Source organism: Actinomycetospora endophytica, assembly GCF_021026375.1.
Classification (GTDB): domain Bacteria; phylum Actinomycetota; class Actinomycetes; order Mycobacteriales; family Pseudonocardiaceae; genus Actinomycetospora; species Actinomycetospora endophytica.
The window spans coordinates 475,207-490,305 of record NZ_JAJNDB010000002.1 but is presented as its reverse complement, the minus strand read 5'-3'; the positions used below and the strand labels follow the sequence as shown (position 1 = coordinate 490,305).

Sequence of the window (15,099 nt, the reverse complement as noted above, 5' to 3'; positions counted from 1 at the left end):
ACCACCGACAACCCGACGGTCGCCGTTAGCCTCAGCGCGTGACCCGAGCCGCCAGCACAGCGATGACCAGGGTGTTCGTCGCCCGGATGGTCGGTCTGCCCGTTCTGGGTCCCGACGGCGAGAACATCGGTCGGGTCCGGGACGCGGTGTCGGCCGTATCGGTCGGGCCCCGCCCGCCCCGCGTCCTGGGCCTCGTCGTCGGGGTCGGTTCCCGACGACGGATCTTCGTCCCGATGTTGCGGATCACCGCCATCGACGCGGGCGCCGTGACGCTGTCCACCGGACAGGTGAACCTGCGACCGTTCGCGCAGCGGCCGAACGAGGTCCTCGTCGTCGGGGAGATGCTCGACGCCGTCGTGCGGATCGTCGACCGCGACACCGACGCCACCGTCGCCGACGTCCTCATGGAGCACACCCGCAGCCGGGACTGGCTCATCACCCGCCTGGCGGTCACCGAGCGGCTGGGGCGGCTCGGACGACGCGGCCCGGTGCAGGTCCTGCCCTGGGCGGCGGTGAGCGGGCTGTCCCTCGCCGAGGAGGGCCAGGGCACCGAGCAGCTGCTCGCGACGTTCGAGGACATGCGCCCGGCCGACGTCGCGCAGGCCCTGCTCGACCTGCCGCAGCGGCGGCGTCACGACGTGGCCGACGGGCTCGGCGACGAGCGCCTGGCCGACGTCCTCGAGGAGCTGCCCGCCGTCGACCAGCGCGACCTGCTGCGCCACCTGGCCTCCGAGCGCGCCGCCGACGTCCTCGAGGCCATGGACCCCGACGACGCCGCGGACCTGCTCGCCGACCTGCCCGATCCGGAGTCCGAGCAGCTGCTGGGCCTCATGGAGCCGGAGGACTCCGAATCGGTCCGCCGGCTCCTCACGTACTCGGGCGACACCGCCGGCGGCATGATGACGCCGGAGCCGATCGTGCTCACGCCCGACTCCACCGTCGCCGAGGCGCTCGCGCGGGTGATGAACCCCGACATCACCCCGGCGCTGGCCTCGATGGTGTTCGTCTGCCGCCCGCCGTCGGCCACGCCCACCGGGCGCTACCTCGGCTGCGTGCACTCCCAGCGGCTGCTGCGCGAGGCACCGTTCGCCCTGGTCGCAGGCGTGCTCGACGCCGAGCTCACCCGACTGCACCCGGACGCGTCGCTCACCGAGGTCACCCGCTACTTCGCGACCTACAACCTGGTCTGCGGCCCGGTGATCGACGACAACGACCACCTGCTGGGCGCGGTGACCGTCGACGACGTCCTCGACCACCTGCTGCCCGAGGACTGGCGCACCCAGGACCCGGACCCGACGACGACGGGTGGCCTGCGGGTCCCGCCGTCGGCCCTGCCCGCCGCCCGGCCGGCCGCACCCCCCGGCACGAAGCCCCGGTCCGGTCCCCGACCGCCGTCCGCCTCCCCCACCCGACCATCACGCGGAGGCCGCCGTGCCTGAGCGCTCCAGCCGATACCGGCTCGACACGCCCGCCGGGCCGCAGCGCCGGCTGCGGTTCGACCTCGACACCGAGGCGTTCGGGCGGCTCTCCGAACGCCTCGCGCGGTTCCTCGGGACGGGCACCTACCTGCTGTGGCAGACGGTGTTCGTCATCGTCTGGATCGCGCTGAACCTCGTCGGGATCCTCGGGCAGTGGGACCCGTACCCGTTCATCCTGCTCAACCTGGCCTTCTCCACCCAGGCCGCCTACGCCGCGCCGCTGATCCTGCTCGCGCAGAACCGTCAGGACGACCGTGACCGGGTCTCGCTCGAGGAGGACCGGGCGCGGGCGCAGCGGACCATCGCCGACACCGAGTACCTCTCGCGGGAGCTCGCGGCTGTCCGGCTCGCCGTCGGCGAGACCGTGACCCGCGACTTCCTGCGCAGCGAGCTCTCCGAACGGGGCGCGGAGCGCAGCGGGGTCGACCGGGAGATGCAGAAGACGCTCACCCGGGCGGTCGACAAGTCGGTGGACAAGACGCTCGAGCGGGCGCTGGACCGGGTCGTCGACAAGGCCGTGGAGCGCGCCGTGGACAAGGCGGTCGAGCGGGCGCTGGGCCGGGCGCTCGAGCACTCCGGGGCGGGCTCGGGTGGGACCAACCACGCAGGCCCCGGGAGCGCGGAGGACGCCACGTAGCATCGGGGCATGGCTGGTTCCCCGTCCGTCGAGGCGATCCGCACCGCGCTGTCCGGTGTCGAGGATCCCGAGATCCATCGCCCGATCACCGAGCTCGGCATGGTCAAGGACGTGCGCGTCCTCGACCACGGCAAGGTCGAGGTCGCGATCTGGCTGACGGTGTCCGGCTGCCCGATGAAGGACACCATCACCACCCGCGTCACCGACGCGGTCTCCGGGGTGTCCGGGGTGTCGACGGTCTCGGTCGAGCTCGACGTCATGAACGACGAGCAGCGCAAGGAGCTGCGTCGCAAGGTCAAGGGCGACGCCGACGAGCCGGTCATCCCCTTCGCCCAGCCCGGCTCGATGACCCGCGTGTACGCCGTGGCCTCGGGCAAGGGCGGCGTCGGCAAGTCGTCGGTGACGGTGAACCTCGCCGCGGCGATGGCCGACAAGGGCCTGAAGGTCGGCGTGGTCGATGCGGACATCTACGGCCACTCGGTGCCGCGGATGCTGGGCGCCGACGACCTGCCCACCAAGGTCGACGAGATGATCCTGCCGCCCCAGGCGCACGGGGTGAAGGTCATCTCGATCGGCATGTTCACCCCCGGCAACACCCCGGTGGTGTGGCGCGGCCCGATGCTGCACCGCGCGCTGCAGCAGTTCCTGGCCGACGTCTTCTGGGGCGACCTCGACGTCCTGCTCCTCGACCTGCCGCCCGGCACCGGCGACATCGCGATCTCCGTCGCGCAGCTCATCCCGAACGCCGAACTGCTCGTGGTGACCACGCCCCAGCAGGCGGCCGCGGAGGTCGCCGAGCGCGCGGGGGCGATCTCGCTCCAGACCCGCCAGCGCCTGGTCGGCGTCGTCGAGAACATGTCGTGGATGGACATGCCCGACGGGTCGCGCATGGACCTGTTCGGCACCGGTGGCGGCCAGCAGGTGGCCGACTCGCTGTCGAAGTCGGTCGGGTCCGAGGTCCCGCTGCTGGGCCAGATCCCGATCGACACCCGGCTGCGCGAGGGCGGCGACGCCGGGATGCCGCTGGTGCTCTCCTCGCCGCAGTCCGCGGCGGGCGAGGCCCTGCGCAGCGTGTCCGACAAGCTCACCGTGCGCGCCCGGGGCCTGGCGGGGATGTCGCTGAACATCTCGCCGACGTCGCACTGACGTGCATGTGCGTGCGTTTCCGTGCCAGGACACGGAAACGCACGCACACGAGCGAAGCTCACAGATCGCGCTGCATCCACGCGACGTCGTGCCAGGCGTCGTTCTTCCAGCCGATCCGGCCGAACGTGCCGACCGGCTCGAAGCCCAGCGTTGAGTGCAGCCCGACGCTGGCTTCGTTCGGCAGCGTGATGCCGGCGGTCGCGCGTCGGTAGCCGAGCTCGACCAGCCGGGCGAACAACGCCTCGTACAGCGCCCGCCCCGCTCCCGTCCGACGACGGGCGGGCTCCAGGTAGACGCTGACGGTGCAGGACCAGCGGTAGGCCTCGCGCGGGTTAAACGACCCGGCGTACGCGTACCCGACGACGCGGCCGGCGTCCTCGCCCGTCAGCCAGGCGGTCGAGGCGTCGATCCGCGCGGCCATCTCGTCGGCGTCCGGCGCCACCGTCTCGAAGCTGATCACCGTGTCCCTCACGTAGTGGTCGTAGATCGCGGCACAGGCGGCGGCGTCCTCGGCGGTGGCGTCGCGGATCGTCAGCATGGCCACGAAAGTAACGATCATCGACGGTCGGGCGCCCCGTCGGCGTGGCCGCGGCCCGCGCGAGGGAGTCACCACGCGTCGTCCGGATCTCCGTTCCGCCGCGCAACGACTCCCTGATCAGCGCCGGAGCACACCGACCCGCCCCGCCGCCCACGCCGCCACCCCACCCGCCAGCGCGACGGCCCCGGAGAGCAGCAGCACCGATCGGTACCCGACCGGCCCGGCGAGCACCCCGTACGCCGCCAGCGCGACCGCGCTCGCCAGGTACTGCGCCGCCGCGATCACCCCGCCGGCCGCGCCCCGGCGCCCGGGAGGCACGTCGCGACCCGCGAGGGCGAACACCGCGGCGAACGCCAGCCCGCTGCCCAGCCCCGCGACCAGCGACGACACTACGAACGGCCCGAGCGCGGTCCCGGTCGTCCCGAGCGCGGCCACCCCGAACCCGACGGCGGCGCCCCGCGCCTCCCCGACGCGTACGACGACCCGCCCGGCCACGGCGCTCCCGACCACGACGCCGAGGGTCAGCGGCACGAGACGCAGCCCGACCGTCGCAGGGGACGTCAGCGATGCGGCACCGCTGACATCTGACGTCAGCGATGCCGCACGGCTGACACGGGCTGTGAGGAGGAAGTACAGCGCGCCCGGCCCGGCCATGTACGCGGCCGCGAGCAGGGCGCCGAGCCGGACGTCGCGGCGACGGCGCAGGTCGGGACCGAGCAGGGGATCCGAGGAGCGTTCGACGACGACGGCGCCCGCCGCGGCCGCCGTCGCGAGCGCCGCCACCGACAGCGTGGGCGGCGCGGTCCAGCCCAGGGCACCCCCGAGGGTGATCGTCGCGGCCACCGTCACGCCGGCCGTCGTCGTGATCGCGGCGGCGAGGACCGGGACGCGCGCGCCCGGCCCGGGGACCGACGGCGGAGCACCGTCGTCCAGCGGAAGGACGCGCCCGCACCACGCCGCCGCCAGACACACCGGCACGACGACGCCGATCGCGACCCGCCAGTCGAGCCCGACGAGCACCCCGCCCCCGGCGGCCCCCAGCGCGAGCCCACCGGCCCCGACCGCGCTCCAGACGCTCCAGGCGCGGGCCCGAGCGGCGCCGTCGGCCACCCGCGTCATCGCGCCGAGCACCGCGGGCTGCAGCACGGCGGCCGCGAGTCCCTGGCCCGCGCGCCCGGCCAGCAGCACGGCGGGCGACGGCGCCAGCGCGACCACCGCCGTCGTCGCCGTCAGACCGAGCAGTGCAACGCGGAGAACCCGCCGGGTCCCGTACCGGTCGACGATGCGCCCGCCGGCCGGCAGCGCTCCGCCGAACACGACCGCGTAGGCGCCGGGCACCCACGGCACGAGGGCCGGCACGACGCCCAGGTCGGCGACGATCGCCGGGAGGGCGACGAACGCGACCGTGAACTCGTAGGTGGTCGCGGCCTGGGCGAGGGCGAGGACCGTGAGCGGCCCGCCCTCGCGGCGCATCAGGCCCTGGGCCCCGCCGTGACGGACATCGACGGCGACGCTAGCCGATCAGGCCAGCGAGAACGACCGCCGCGAGAGGCCCCACATCATCCCGTCGATCTCGGTGGTCGCCGGGACCTCGGCGTCGGTCGCGGCCCCGAGGGTGACGAAGAGCGGGACGTAGTGCTCCGCCGTCGGGTGGGCGTAGGGCATGCCGGGCGCCGCGCGGAACCGCCGCAGTTCCTCGACGTCGCCGCGGGCCAGGGCGTCGGCGGCCCAGGCGTCGAAGTCGTCGGTCCAGCCGGGCACCGCGTCGCCCTGGAGCATGTCCCGGGTGAGGAACGGCAGCCCGTGGGTCATGAACCCGGAGCCGATGACGAGCACACCCTCCGAGCGCAGCTCGCGCAGCCGGGCGCCGATCCGCATCAGCCGGTCGGGGTCCTCGTCGGGCATGCTCACCTGGATCACCGGCACGTCGGCGTTGGGGTACATCACCGAGAGCGGCACCCAGGCCCCGTGGTCGAGCCCACGGGTGGAGCGGTGCACGGTCTCCGCGCCGTCGAGCATCGCGCCGAGCCGGTCGGCGAGAACGGTCGCGTCCGGCGTCGCGTAGGTCATCGTGTAGTAGCGCTGGGCGAAGCCGCCGAAGTCGTAGACGAGCGGGGTGCCCTCCGCGGGCGAGGAGATCGTGAGCGGCGCGGACTCCCAGTGCGCGGAGACGATGACGATCGCGCGGGGCTGCGGCATGCGGTGCGCCCAGCCGAAGAGCTCGCGCATCCACTCGCCGTCGTCGTACAGCGGCGGCGCCCCGTGGGAGAGGTAGATGGCGGGCAGCGGGCCGTCCTCCGGAGACCAGGGACGACGGCCCGAGGCGGTGTCGCGGGCGGCGCCGATGAAGGCGTCGAAGGCGGCACCCGGGGTGGCGGTGTCGAACGGGGAACTCATGGCGTGCGCTCCTGGGAGGTGAAGGTTCAACCGTGACGGTACACGCTGGACAGTTGAAGCATCAAGTGTAAGCTGGGCGCATGGCCGACTGGTTGACCGCCGAGGAGCAGCACGCATGGCGTCGTACGGCCGCGGTGATGACCCTGCTCCCCGCCGCTCTCGACGCGCAGTTGCAGCGCGATGCCGGCCTCACCCAGTTCTCCTACCTCGTGCTCGCCATGCTCTCCGAGTCCCACGACCGCGTCATGCCGATGAGCGAGCTCGCGTCCATGGTCAGTTCCTCGCTCTCCCGCCTCTCGCACGTGGTGTCGAGATTGGAGCAGCAGGGCTGGGTGTCGCGCGAGCCCTGCGCGGGCAACGGCCGGGTCACGATGGCACGGCTGACCGACGCCGGATGGGAGAAGGTCGTCGCGACGGCCCCGGGTCATGCCGCGGAGGTGCGACGGCTGGTGATCGACGCCGTCGGGCCGGAGCGGATCACCGACCTCGACGCCATCACCGGCGCGATCCTGCGCCGCCTCGACCCGGCCGGGCGGATGCGGGCCAACCCGATGACCTCGGAGGTGCCTCCGGCTCGTGAGCAGTAATCCGTGCCAGAGCACGGATTACCGCTCACGAGCGACGGAGTCGCACCTACGTGGCGTCCGGGTCGAACGGGGCCCGCTCGTCCGGCGCGAGCGGCGCGGTCCGGTCCGACTGGCCCTTGAGCTCGCCGCCCGCGCCGGCCGCCGGGAGGCCGTGACTGCCGTTCCCGTTCCCGGCGCTCAGCGCCGCCGCGCCCGCCGCGCCGCCCGCCGTCACACCGCCCGCCGGGTCCGAGGCCGCCGGGGTGGCGGCGCCGCTCCAGGTGCCGTCGGCGATCGGGTCGAACAGCGAGCGCCGGACCGCACGGCGCGGGTCGAGGTCGCGGATCGAGCGCAGGTCCTCGAGGGGCTTGCGGAGCTCCTCGAACTCCGGCCCGATCTCGTCGCGCAGCTGGTCCCGGGCGCCCGCCGCGTACTCGCGCACGGTGCGCACCGTGTCCGAGACCCAGCGCACGGCGCCGGGGAGGCGTTCCGGGCCGAGCACGAAGAGCCCGATCAGGGCCAGCACGAGGATCTCGCCCCACCCGACGCTCTCGAACACCGTGCCTCCTAGAGCTGCGCCTGCAGCGACAACGGACGACCGCCACGCACGACGCCGAGGGTCACCGTCTCGCCCGGCCGGTGCTCGCGGATGGCCACGGTGAGCTCGTCGGCCGAGGCGATCGGCCGCTGATCGACGCGGGTGACGACGTCGCCCTCGAGGACACCGGCGCGGGACGCGGGCCCGCCCTGGCGCACGTTGAGGATCTGGGCGCCGTCCGCGGTGCCGTCGGTGACCGACTTGGCGTTCACCCCGAGATCGGTGTGCACGAAGCCGCCGGTCCGGATGAGCGACTGCGCGATCACCTGGGCGTCGTCGATCGGGATCGCGAAGCCCAGGCCGATCGAGCCGCCCTGCCCGGAGCTGTCGGTGCCGCCCAGCGTCCGGATCGCGCTGTTGATCCCGACGACGGCACCGGTCGAGTCGACCAGCGCGCCGCCGGAGTTGCCGGGGTTGATCGCGGCGTCGGTCTGGATCGCGTCGATGACCGGGTTGGCGTTGGCCGACTCGGCGTCCAGGCGCACCGGACGGCGCAGCGAGCTGACGATGCCGGTGGTGACGGTGCCCGCGAGGCCGAGCGGCGAGCCGATGGCGATGACGCCGTCGCCGACCCGCAGGTCGGAGGAGCGGCCGAGCTGGGCGACCACCGGGTTCGCGACGTCGACCTTGATCACGGCGATGTCGGTCTGCGGGTCGCGCCCGACGATCCGCGCGGTCGCGCGCTGCCCGCTCGAGAAGACCGCCTCCAGCGTCGCGCGGGGGTCGGTGGCGGCGAGCGAGACGACGTGGTTGTTGGTGATGATGTCGCCGCGCGGGTCGATGACCACGCCGGAACCGGTGCCGCCGGTCGTGCCCGAGCGGACCTCGATGGACACGACGGCGGGCAACACACGGCCCGCGACATCGGCCACCGACCCGGCGGGCCGTTCCTTGCCCGCGTCGACCTGCGCGAGGGAGGCGCCCGGGTCGATCAGCGCGTCGGAGCCCTCGGCGGTCAGGTGCCCGACAACGCCGCCGACCGCTCCCACCAGCAGCGCGACGACCGCGAGGAGGACCAGGGCGCTCGGCGCCACCCGCTTGCCGAACAGCAGCTCGCGCGCCGAGAGGCGCGGGCCCGTCGGACGCCGGTCCGGGCCGGCCTCCCCCTCGCGCACGGCGGGCGCGCCGAGCTCGACGGCCGCGGCCGGATCCCGCCAGGGGTCGCGCTCGGTGGTCTCGCCGGCCCACAGGTCCTGCTCGTCGTCCTCCGGACGCGCGCGGGTGGACTCCGCCGGGCGCTGCAGGGTGTCCGGGGCGCCCTCCGGGCGGCCGAACGCGCCGGCGAGCGCCACCGAGGGCTCACGCGACGCCGGCTGCTCGCGGGGGCGCGGCGGCGGGGCGGGCTCCGACCCGCCGGCCGGGCGACCGAAGGCCGCCGCCATCTCGCCGTCGTCCAGCGCGTGCCCGTTGCCCTCGGCGGACGGGCCCGCCTCGGACCAGGTGTGACCGTTCGCGCGGTGATGGCCGTTGGTGGGCGCCTCGGACCCGGTGGCGGTGTCGTCGGTGGCCCAGGCGTCGGCGTCGGCAGGACCGGCGTCGGCGGAACCGTCGTCCTCGGGCGCGTCGGGGCGCTCCGTCGTCGCGTGACGCGACCAGGGGCTGCTCATGGCTGCGCTCTCATCGGGTGCGCCGGCTACGGGGAGCCCTACTCGCGGTGGGCGTGCGCGCGCGGTGGGTGGTCATCGTCTGCCCACGGTAGAGCGCGGAGGACGACGCTGCGACACCGCCCGATCCTCGGGCGTCGACCGTGAAGGAACGGTCAGGCCGGCGGGCTCGTCGGGGTGGGCGTGCTCGTCGTCGGCGGGGCGGGCTTGGCGATCGCGGGGATCGCCCCGGCCGGTCCGGCGTGCTCGACCGAGCCGGCGACCGGGTTGCCACGGTCGCCCGCGGGGGGCACCGGCACGCCCGCGGTGAGCGAGGCGCCCGCGGTCGGTGCGGGCCCGCCGGGGGTCACGGCGGCCGGCACCGCGCCCGCGGCGACGACGGGCCCGACGACGGCGGCGGCGCCGGCGACGAGACCGGAGGCCACCACGACGGGCAGCCGGCGGCCGGTGACGCGGCGGGTGCGCCGGCGCGCGGCCCCCTCGGTGGTCGCAGCGGGATCCGACGGCACGACGAAGTTGCCCTCGGCGTCGAGCATCAGCCCGGCCGGTGCCTCGGGCAGCTCGGCGCAGTCGGGGATGGCGCGCAGCGAGCACAGCAGCGAATCGGGGACACCGGGGGTGTCGGCGCCGCGGAGCCGCCTGCGGGCCTGGCGCTGGGCCATGACCTCGCCGGCACAGGCCGGGCAGCGGTCCACGTGCGCGGCGGCCCGACCGGCCGGGCCGGTGGGGAGCTCGCCGTCGACGTACGCGACGACGGCGTCGAGCGAGAGGTGCCCGCCGGGCAGTGCTTCCGAGACGGCCCCGACCCAGCGGGAGAACGGGCTGCCGTGCGGCCGGCCGATCACGGCGCCGACCTGGCGCCGAGCGTCACCGGCGCGTGCCCGCCGGCCCCCTCCTCGGCGGCCCGCTGGGCACGGCGCCGTTCGAGAGCGCTGCGGAGCGCCTGACGTCCCCGGTGGATGCGACTGCGCACGGTCCCCAGTTTGACATCAAGCGTGGCCGCGATCTCCTCGTACGAGAGACCTTCCACATCACAGAGCACCACGGCGGCCCGGAACTCCGGCGCCAGCTCGTCGAGCGCGCCCTGGAGATCGGGGTCGAGGTGGGCCTCGGAGAAGACCTGCTCGGGGTCCGGGCCGCCGCCGGGCAGCCGGTCGGTGTCCTCCGGCAGACCCTCCATCCGCAGCCGGCCGCGGCGGCGGACCATGTCGAGGAACAGGTTCGTCGTGATCCGGTGCAGCCAGCCCTCGAACGTGCCCGGCTTGTAGGCCGCGAGGGAGCGGAACACCCGGATGAAGGTCTCCTGGGTGAGGTCCTCGGCGTCGTGCGCGTCGCCGGTGAGCCGGTAGGCCAGGCGGTAGACGCGGTCGGCGTGCTCACGGACGACGTCGTCCCAGGACGGCGGGGTCCAGCCCTCGGCGCCGTCGGTGAAGGCGCCCGCGTGGGTCGTGGCGGCGCCGGAGGAACCAACGTCCGGTCCGGCGGGGCGCGCGGCGAGCGTCTCGGTCATGGGCACACTCTCTCCGGTCGGTATGACACCCGGGTGAGGGTCGTCTGAGAGGGGGCTGAGGAATCCGGCCGACGGCGCGGCGCGATCCTCGGCGGGTGATCGCGATCTAGCCTGGGTCGCGTGACGGAGGACGGGGGCCGCCGGGGCCGTGGCGACGACGGCGAGAACCGTCGCGCCCGCGCCACCCTGCGCGTCGTCGACTCCACCAGTACCCCCTCGCCGTCGGGCTCACGACCGCCCGCCCCCACGGACCGGACGACGCCGCCGCCCGCGGATGACGCCGGTTCACCCGCCGGTGCTCCCGGGCTCGCGGGCCGCCGTCGCGGCGCGGGACGGCCTCCCGGGACGCGGGCCGGCGGCGCGCACGGCAGCAACCGCATCCCGGTATACCCCCGGGTACCGACAGGGCCGCTGCGCGTCACGGCCACCCCGCCCGGGCGACGCTCCGAGGGGCACGCGCACGGGCCCACCCGGCCGGGACCCGACGAGGAGCCGGGCCCCCGCCCGCTCGGCGATCCCCCGCACGACGAGGAAACCGGCTCGGCGGTGACCGTCGCGCTCACCGATCCCACCGGCGAGGCGGGCACCACCGAGCGGCTCCGCGCCCGGTCCGAGCAGTTCACCGGCGACGACGAGGTTCTGGCGGCGGCCCGGGAGCGCGCCACCGAGCACGGGATCGTGCCGATCGGCCCCGGGGCGTGCGCGGCGCTGACCTTCCTGGCGTCGGCGACCCGGGCCCGCAGCGTCGTTGAGATCGGTTCCGGGGCGGGCCTCGGCACCGTGAGCCTGCTGCGCGGGATGCCCCGGGAAGGCCTGCTGACCAGCATCGACTGCGAGGCACCGCACCAGGGGCTGGCGCGCCAGGCGTGCGTGGAGGCCGGGTTCGCGCCGGGGCGGGTGCGGATGATCACCGGGCGGGCGCTCGAGGTGCTGCCGCGGCTCTCCGACGCCGGGTACGACCTCGTCCTCGTCGACGCGCTGACCGTCGAGTACCCGCGCTACCTCGAGGAGGCGGTGCGGCTGCTGCGTCCCGGCGGGGTCGTGGCGCTGGACAACGTGCTCTGGACGGGGCGGGTGAACGACCCGGTGCGCCGCGAGGCGATCTCGTCGGCGCTGCGGGAGACGGTGCGCGCGGTGCGGACGGACGAGCGGCTCGCGCCGCTGCTGCTGCCGGTGTCCGACGGGCTGCTCTGCGCGTCGCTGCTGCCCTGAATTCGGCTCGCTCCACGTTCCGGCGAGGGGCGCCCACGGCCGGTTCCATCGAGCGAAGGTGCCCCTCGCTCAGAATCCCGGAGCCTCAGAACGCGGCGACGAACTCCACCAGCGTCCGCGCCGCGAAACCGGTCGCGCCCTTGGCGACCTCCTCGTGCGGCGAGTCGCACCGCGCGGGCCCGGCGATGTCGAGGTGTGCCCAGGGCAGCCCGCCGGTGAAGCGCTGCAGGAAGAGCGCCGCGACGATCCCGCCGGGACCGGGCGGAGCCTGCCGGACGTCGGCGAGGGTGGACTCGACGTCGGAATCGTGCGCGGCGGACAGCGGCATCGGCCACCACGCCTCGCCGGTCCCGGCGCCCGCGTCGACGAGGCGCCGGCCGAGCTCGTCGGTCGTCGCGAACAGCCCGCCGGTGCGCACCCCGAGCGCGACCTTCATCGCTCCGGTCAGCGTGGCGACGTCGACCATCACGTCCGGCCGGAGGGTCGCGACCGCCCAGCCGAGGGCGTCCGCGAGGACCATCCGGCCCTCGGCGTCGGTGTTGGTGACCTCGGAGGTGCGGCCGTCGTAGTGCCGGACGACGTCGCCGGGCCGGTAGGCCGAGCCCGAGACGTGGTTCTCCGCGAGCGGGACCAGCCCCGTGACCCGCACCGGCAGCTCGAGCGTCGCGATCGCCGCCAGCGCGCCGACCACCGCGGCGCCCCCGGAGCAGTCGGTGCGCATGTCGGCCATGCCGGCGTTCGGCTTGATCGAGATGCCGCCGGTGTCGAACGTGATGCCCTTGCCGACCAGCACGGCGTGGCCCTCGGCGCCGGCCGGGGACCACGAGATCTCGAGGAAGCGGGGCGGGCGGGCGGACCCGCCGCCGACGGCCAGCACCCCGCCGAAGCCCTGCTCGGCCAGCCAGGCCTCGTCGCGCACGACCAGCTCGAGGCCGGGCACCGACCCCAGCACCGCGACCGCCTGGTCGGCGAACCACGCGGGCGACTTGGCGCCCGACGGGGTGTCGGCGAGGTCGCGGGCGGTGGCCGTCGCGCGGGCCAGCACCAGGGCGCGTTCGACGGCGGGTCGGGCGGGTTCGGGCACCGCGACGTGCACCCTCGGCGGGGCGGCGGGCGCGGACGACCGGACAGAGAAACGGTGCGAGCCGAGCAGCAGTCCGGTCGCGAGGGCCGCCCAGGCCGCGTCGTCCTCGGGCCCCGGATGGCCGTCCTCGACCTCCACGAGCACCTTCGCGACGGCGCCGTCGTCGGGCGCGCCGTACAGCTCGCCCGGCTCGGAGCGGCCCGTGACCACCCGCACCGCCGCGGCCCCGGCGGCGCGCCAGTCGGACGTCGACCCGCCGCCAGCGCCCACGAGCCAGCGGCCGGCGCCGTCGGACGGAGCCAGCGCGGTGACGGCACCGGGCGAGGCGACCCAGCCGCTCGGCGTCGGGTCCGTCGGCGGGAGCGACTCGCCGTCGGCGTCGACCGTGCGACGCAGACGCACCAGCGCGTCGCCCGCCGGCGCGGTGCCGGGGTCGACGCAGACGACGTCGGCGAGGGGTGTGGGGAGGGCGGGCTCGGCGAAGGGCACGCCCGCAGCCGGGGTGCCGGGCGCGCCCGACCCCGTCGTGACCGTCACCTGATCAGGGCGCGACGCCGGTGAGCGCCTCCCGCAGGTCACTCGCCTCGTCGGCGGTCATCTCCACGACGAGCCTGCCCCCACCCTCGAGCGGCACGCGCATCACGATGCCGCGCCCCTCCTTGGTGACCTCGAGGGGACCGTCACCGGTCCGGGGCTTCATGGCCGCCATAGTCGTACTCCCTCCACACGGTCCTCGGCGGCGACGGACCGGCGCCACCAGCGGTAGGCGTCGCGCGCCGCACGATGATTCTTCCCCATCAGCCCGCCGGGCACGACACCGGAGCGATCATCGGGCGTGGCGGGGTGGTCGGGCGGTCAGGATCGAGCGCTGCGGAAACATCCCGCGAGGTGCTCGTCGACCATCCCGGTGGCCTGCATCAGCGCGTGCGCGGTGGTCGGGCCGACGAAGCGCAGCCCACGCCCGCGGAGCTCCTTCGCCATCGCGGTCGACGCGGGCGTCGTGGCGTTGACGTCCTCGAGCGCCTCCGGCGGGGCGGGCGGCGGGTCGGGCGCGAACGACCACAGCAGCGCGTCCAGCCCGGGGCCCTCCTCCTCCACGCGCAGGATCGCGCGGGCGTTCGCGATCGCCGCGTCGATCTTCTGCCGGTTGCGGACGATCCCCGCGTCGGCGAGCAGACGCTCGACGTCGTCGTCGCCGAACGCCGCGACCTTGTCGGCGTCGAACCCCGCGAACGCCTCCCGGAACGCCGGCCGCTTGCGCAGGATGATCAGCCACGACAGGCCGGACTGGAACGCCTCGAGGCTCAGCCGCTCGTAGAGCGCGTCGCGGCCGTGGAGCTCGTTGCCCCACTCGGAGTCGTGATACTCGCGCAGCAGCGGGTCCGAGGCGCCCCACGGGCAGCGGCCGACGCCGTCCTCGCCGACGATCGCCCCGGTCATCGCGTCCCCGCCGCCTCGGCGGAGCAGCGCCGGGCGAGGCGGCGCAGGGACACCGCGAGCCCGAGCCGGAACAGCGGGGAGACCACGGTCCAGCCCAGCGCGCCGAGCAGCCCGAGCGGGAGGTCCAGCCGCTCGCCCCACTCGAACCGGGACGCACCCGGACCGCGGTCGATCACCGTGAAGGTCCCGGAGCCGCGGACGAAGGAGCCGGTGTGCACGACGGTGGCCCGGTGCGGCGGGTCCCAGCCGACGATCCGCATGGTGTCGGTGACGCCGAGCGGCCCGATCCCCGTGGTGGCCGCGAGCTCGGAGCCGATGCCGACGCCGTCCCCGTGCGTCACGCGGACGTCGGTGCCGAGCATCCACTCGCCCTGGGCCTCCCAGTCGGTCACCGCCTTCCAGACCTGGTCCCCGGGGGCGTCGACGTCGACGCCGACGGTGATGTCACGGGTGGCCATGGGTGGTGCCCTTCGTGGTGGACGCGGAGCCGGACGGCACGCCGGCGGTCGGGTCGGTGGGCGTGGGGTCCTCCTCCGGCACCGCGGGGCGCGGGTACGCGACGTCGGTGAGCGCCTCCGGCTCCTCCCCCGCGGGCGGCGGCAGGCTCTCGTGCACCGCCAGCCGCGCCCGCAGCGTGTCCACCTCGGCCGCCAGCCGGTCGAGAGCCCAGTCCACCTCGCTCATCCGGTATCCGCGGAACGACTGCTGGAACCGCAGTTCGCGCAGATCGGCCCCGGTGAGGTCGCGCGCGGGCAGCCGCGTCGGCGTGGCGCCGGGCGGCATCGGCTCGAGCTCCTCGCCCCGGCCGGCGAGCAGCGCCGTCGCCGCGTAGATCACGGCCGCGACCACCCCGACGACGAGGACGTAGACCAGCGCACTGCCCATGGGG

General features: G+C 75.1%; 16 protein-coding genes and 1 pseudogene. 5 read left to right on the top strand and 12 right to left on the bottom strand.

Features of this window, described 5'->3' with window-relative positions:
* Nucleotides 1-62 precede the first annotated feature (62 nt).
* From LQ327_RS13245 to LQ327_RS13235, 3 genes and pseudogenes are all read left to right on the top strand, one after another.
* On the top strand, nucleotides 63-1,439 hold the full coding sequence (locus tag LQ327_RS13245) for a magnesium transporter MgtE N-terminal domain-containing protein (RefSeq protein ID WP_230735072.1): 1,377 nt from the start codon (nucleotides 63-65) through the stop codon (nucleotides 1,437-1,439).
* A pseudogene (locus tag LQ327_RS13240) lies at nucleotides 1,432-1,872 on the top strand (DUF1003 domain-containing protein); the annotation flags it as partial. The gene LQ327_RS13245 and the pseudogene LQ327_RS13240, both read left to right, overlap by 8 nt.
* A 252-nt stretch (nucleotides 1,873-2,124) precedes the next feature.
* A complete protein-coding gene (locus LQ327_RS13235) occupies nucleotides 2,125-3,261 on the top strand; it encodes an Mrp/NBP35 family ATP-binding protein (protein WP_230734231.1) in 1,137 nt (378 codons plus the stop codon).
* Nucleotides 3,262-3,319: 58 nt separating this feature from the next.
* On the opposite strand, the gene LQ327_RS13230 is transcribed toward LQ327_RS13235, so the two are convergent.
* From LQ327_RS13230 to LQ327_RS13220, 3 genes are all read right to left on the bottom strand, one after another.
* Nucleotides 3,320-3,799: a GNAT family N-acetyltransferase gene (locus LQ327_RS13230; protein WP_230735070.1), complete on the bottom strand. Its 480-nt coding sequence runs from the start codon at nucleotides 3,797-3,799 to the stop codon at nucleotides 3,320-3,322.
* A 117-nt stretch (nucleotides 3,800-3,916) separates the two neighbouring features.
* Entirely contained in the window at nucleotides 3,917-5,272 is a 1,356-nt protein-coding gene (locus LQ327_RS13225; protein ID WP_230734229.1) for an MFS transporter, read from the bottom strand.
* Nucleotides 5,273-5,320: 48 nt separating this feature from the next.
* The gene (locus LQ327_RS13220; protein WP_230734227.1) at nucleotides 5,321-6,196 is read right to left on the bottom strand and encodes a dioxygenase family protein; all 876 of its coding nucleotides are present in this window, start codon (nucleotides 6,194-6,196) and stop codon (nucleotides 5,321-5,323) included.
* A gap of 80 nt (nucleotides 6,197-6,276) precedes the next feature.
* Between LQ327_RS13220 and LQ327_RS13215 the strand changes: the two genes are divergently transcribed.
* Nucleotides 6,277-6,783: a MarR family winged helix-turn-helix transcriptional regulator gene (locus LQ327_RS13215; protein WP_230734225.1), complete on the top strand. Its 507-nt coding sequence runs from the start codon at nucleotides 6,277-6,279 to the stop codon at nucleotides 6,781-6,783.
* Nucleotides 6,784-6,829: 46 nt separating this feature from the next.
* Here LQ327_RS13215 and tatB read toward each other — a convergent pair whose 3' ends face one another.
* The 4 genes from tatB to sigE form a co-directional block, all read right to left on the bottom strand.
* Nucleotides 6,830-7,321 (bottom strand): Sec-independent protein translocase protein TatB, encoded by a 492-nt coding sequence (gene tatB / locus LQ327_RS13210; protein ID WP_230734223.1) that lies wholly within the window; start codon nucleotides 7,319-7,321, stop codon nucleotides 6,830-6,832.
* An 8-nt stretch (nucleotides 7,322-7,329) separates the two neighbouring features.
* Nucleotides 7,330-8,967: a S1C family serine protease gene (locus LQ327_RS13205; protein ID WP_230734221.1), complete on the bottom strand. Its 1,638-nt coding sequence runs from the start codon at nucleotides 8,965-8,967 to the stop codon at nucleotides 7,330-7,332.
* A gap of 152 nt (nucleotides 8,968-9,119) precedes the next feature.
* A complete protein-coding gene (locus LQ327_RS13200; RefSeq protein ID WP_230734219.1) occupies nucleotides 9,120-9,809 on the bottom strand; it encodes a zf-HC2 domain-containing protein in 690 nt (229 codons plus the stop codon).
* Nucleotides 9,806-10,474, bottom strand: a complete 669-nt coding sequence (sigE, locus tag LQ327_RS13195; RefSeq protein ID WP_230734217.1) for an RNA polymerase sigma factor SigE — start codon at nucleotides 10,472-10,474, stop codon at nucleotides 9,806-9,808. The genes LQ327_RS13200 and sigE overlap by 4 nt, the downstream gene beginning before the upstream one ends.
* Before the next feature lie 120 nt (nucleotides 10,475-10,594).
* Between sigE and LQ327_RS34750 the strand changes: the two genes are divergently transcribed.
* Nucleotides 10,595-11,686, top strand: coding sequence for a class I SAM-dependent methyltransferase (locus LQ327_RS34750; RefSeq protein WP_230734215.1), 1,092 nt, complete (start codon nucleotides 10,595-10,597; stop codon nucleotides 11,684-11,686).
* An 85-nt stretch (nucleotides 11,687-11,771) separates the two neighbouring features.
* Here the strand turns inward: LQ327_RS34750 and LQ327_RS13185 are convergent, their stop codons facing one another.
* The 5 genes from LQ327_RS13185 to LQ327_RS34745 form a co-directional block, all read right to left on the bottom strand.
* Nucleotides 11,772-13,307 (bottom strand): leucyl aminopeptidase family protein, encoded by a 1,536-nt coding sequence (locus LQ327_RS13185; protein ID WP_230734212.1) that lies wholly within the window; start codon nucleotides 13,305-13,307, stop codon nucleotides 11,772-11,774.
* Between the two features lie 4 nt (nucleotides 13,308-13,311).
* Complete coding sequence (locus LQ327_RS13180; protein ID WP_230734210.1) at nucleotides 13,312-13,479, bottom strand: DUF3117 domain-containing protein; 168 nt, start codon at nucleotides 13,477-13,479, stop codon at nucleotides 13,312-13,314.
* Between the two features lie 146 nt (nucleotides 13,480-13,625).
* Complete coding sequence (locus LQ327_RS13175) at nucleotides 13,626-14,210, bottom strand: DNA-3-methyladenine glycosylase I (RefSeq protein ID WP_230734209.1); 585 nt, start codon at nucleotides 14,208-14,210, stop codon at nucleotides 13,626-13,628.
* Nucleotides 14,207-14,668 (bottom strand): SRPBCC family protein, encoded by a 462-nt coding sequence (locus tag LQ327_RS13170; protein WP_230734207.1) that lies wholly within the window; start codon nucleotides 14,666-14,668, stop codon nucleotides 14,207-14,209. The genes LQ327_RS13175 and LQ327_RS13170 overlap by 4 nt, the downstream gene beginning before the upstream one ends.
* Complete coding sequence (locus LQ327_RS34745) at nucleotides 14,655-15,095, bottom strand: DivIVA domain-containing protein (RefSeq protein WP_308286302.1); 441 nt, start codon at nucleotides 15,093-15,095, stop codon at nucleotides 14,655-14,657. The genes LQ327_RS13170 and LQ327_RS34745 overlap by 14 nt, the downstream gene beginning before the upstream one ends.
* Nucleotides 15,096-15,099 lie beyond the last annotated feature (4 nt).

Coding starts and splice junctions, on each gene's coding strand:
- LQ327_RS34745 (WP_308286302.1), bottom strand. CDS start 15,095: ATGGGCAGTGCGCTGGTCTACGTCCTCGTCGTCGGGGTGGTCGCGGCC.
- LQ327_RS13235 (WP_230734231.1), top strand. CDS start 2,125: ATGGCTGGTTCCCCGTCCGTCGAGGCGATCCGCACCGCGCTGTCCGGT.
- LQ327_RS13170 (WP_230734207.1), bottom strand. CDS start 14,668: ATGGCCACCCGTGACATCACCGTCGGCGTCGACGTCGACGCCCCCGGG.
- LQ327_RS13180 (WP_230734210.1), bottom strand. CDS start 13,479: ATGGCGGCCATGAAGCCCCGGACCGGTGACGGTCCCCTCGAGGTCACC.
- LQ327_RS13215 (WP_230734225.1), top strand. CDS start 6,277: ATGGCCGACTGGTTGACCGCCGAGGAGCAGCACGCATGGCGTCGTACG.
- LQ327_RS13225 (WP_230734229.1), bottom strand. CDS start 5,272: ATGCGCCGCGAGGGCGGGCCGCTCACGGTCCTCGCCCTCGCCCAGGCC.
- sigE (WP_230734217.1), bottom strand. CDS start 10,474: ATGACCGAGACGCTCGCCGCGCGCCCCGCCGGACCGGACGTTGGTTCC.
- LQ327_RS13230 (WP_230735070.1), bottom strand. CDS start 3,799: ATGCTGACGATCCGCGACGCCACCGCCGAGGACGCCGCCGCCTGTGCC.
- LQ327_RS13175 (WP_230734209.1), bottom strand. CDS start 14,210: ATGACCGGGGCGATCGTCGGCGAGGACGGCGTCGGCCGCTGCCCGTGG.
- LQ327_RS13220 (WP_230734227.1), bottom strand. CDS start 6,196: ATGAGTTCCCCGTTCGACACCGCCACCCCGGGTGCCGCCTTCGACGCC.
- LQ327_RS13245 (WP_230735072.1), top strand. CDS start 63: ATGACCAGGGTGTTCGTCGCCCGGATGGTCGGTCTGCCCGTTCTGGGT.
- LQ327_RS13205 (WP_230734221.1), bottom strand. CDS start 8,967: ATGAGCAGCCCCTGGTCGCGTCACGCGACGACGGAGCGCCCCGACGCG.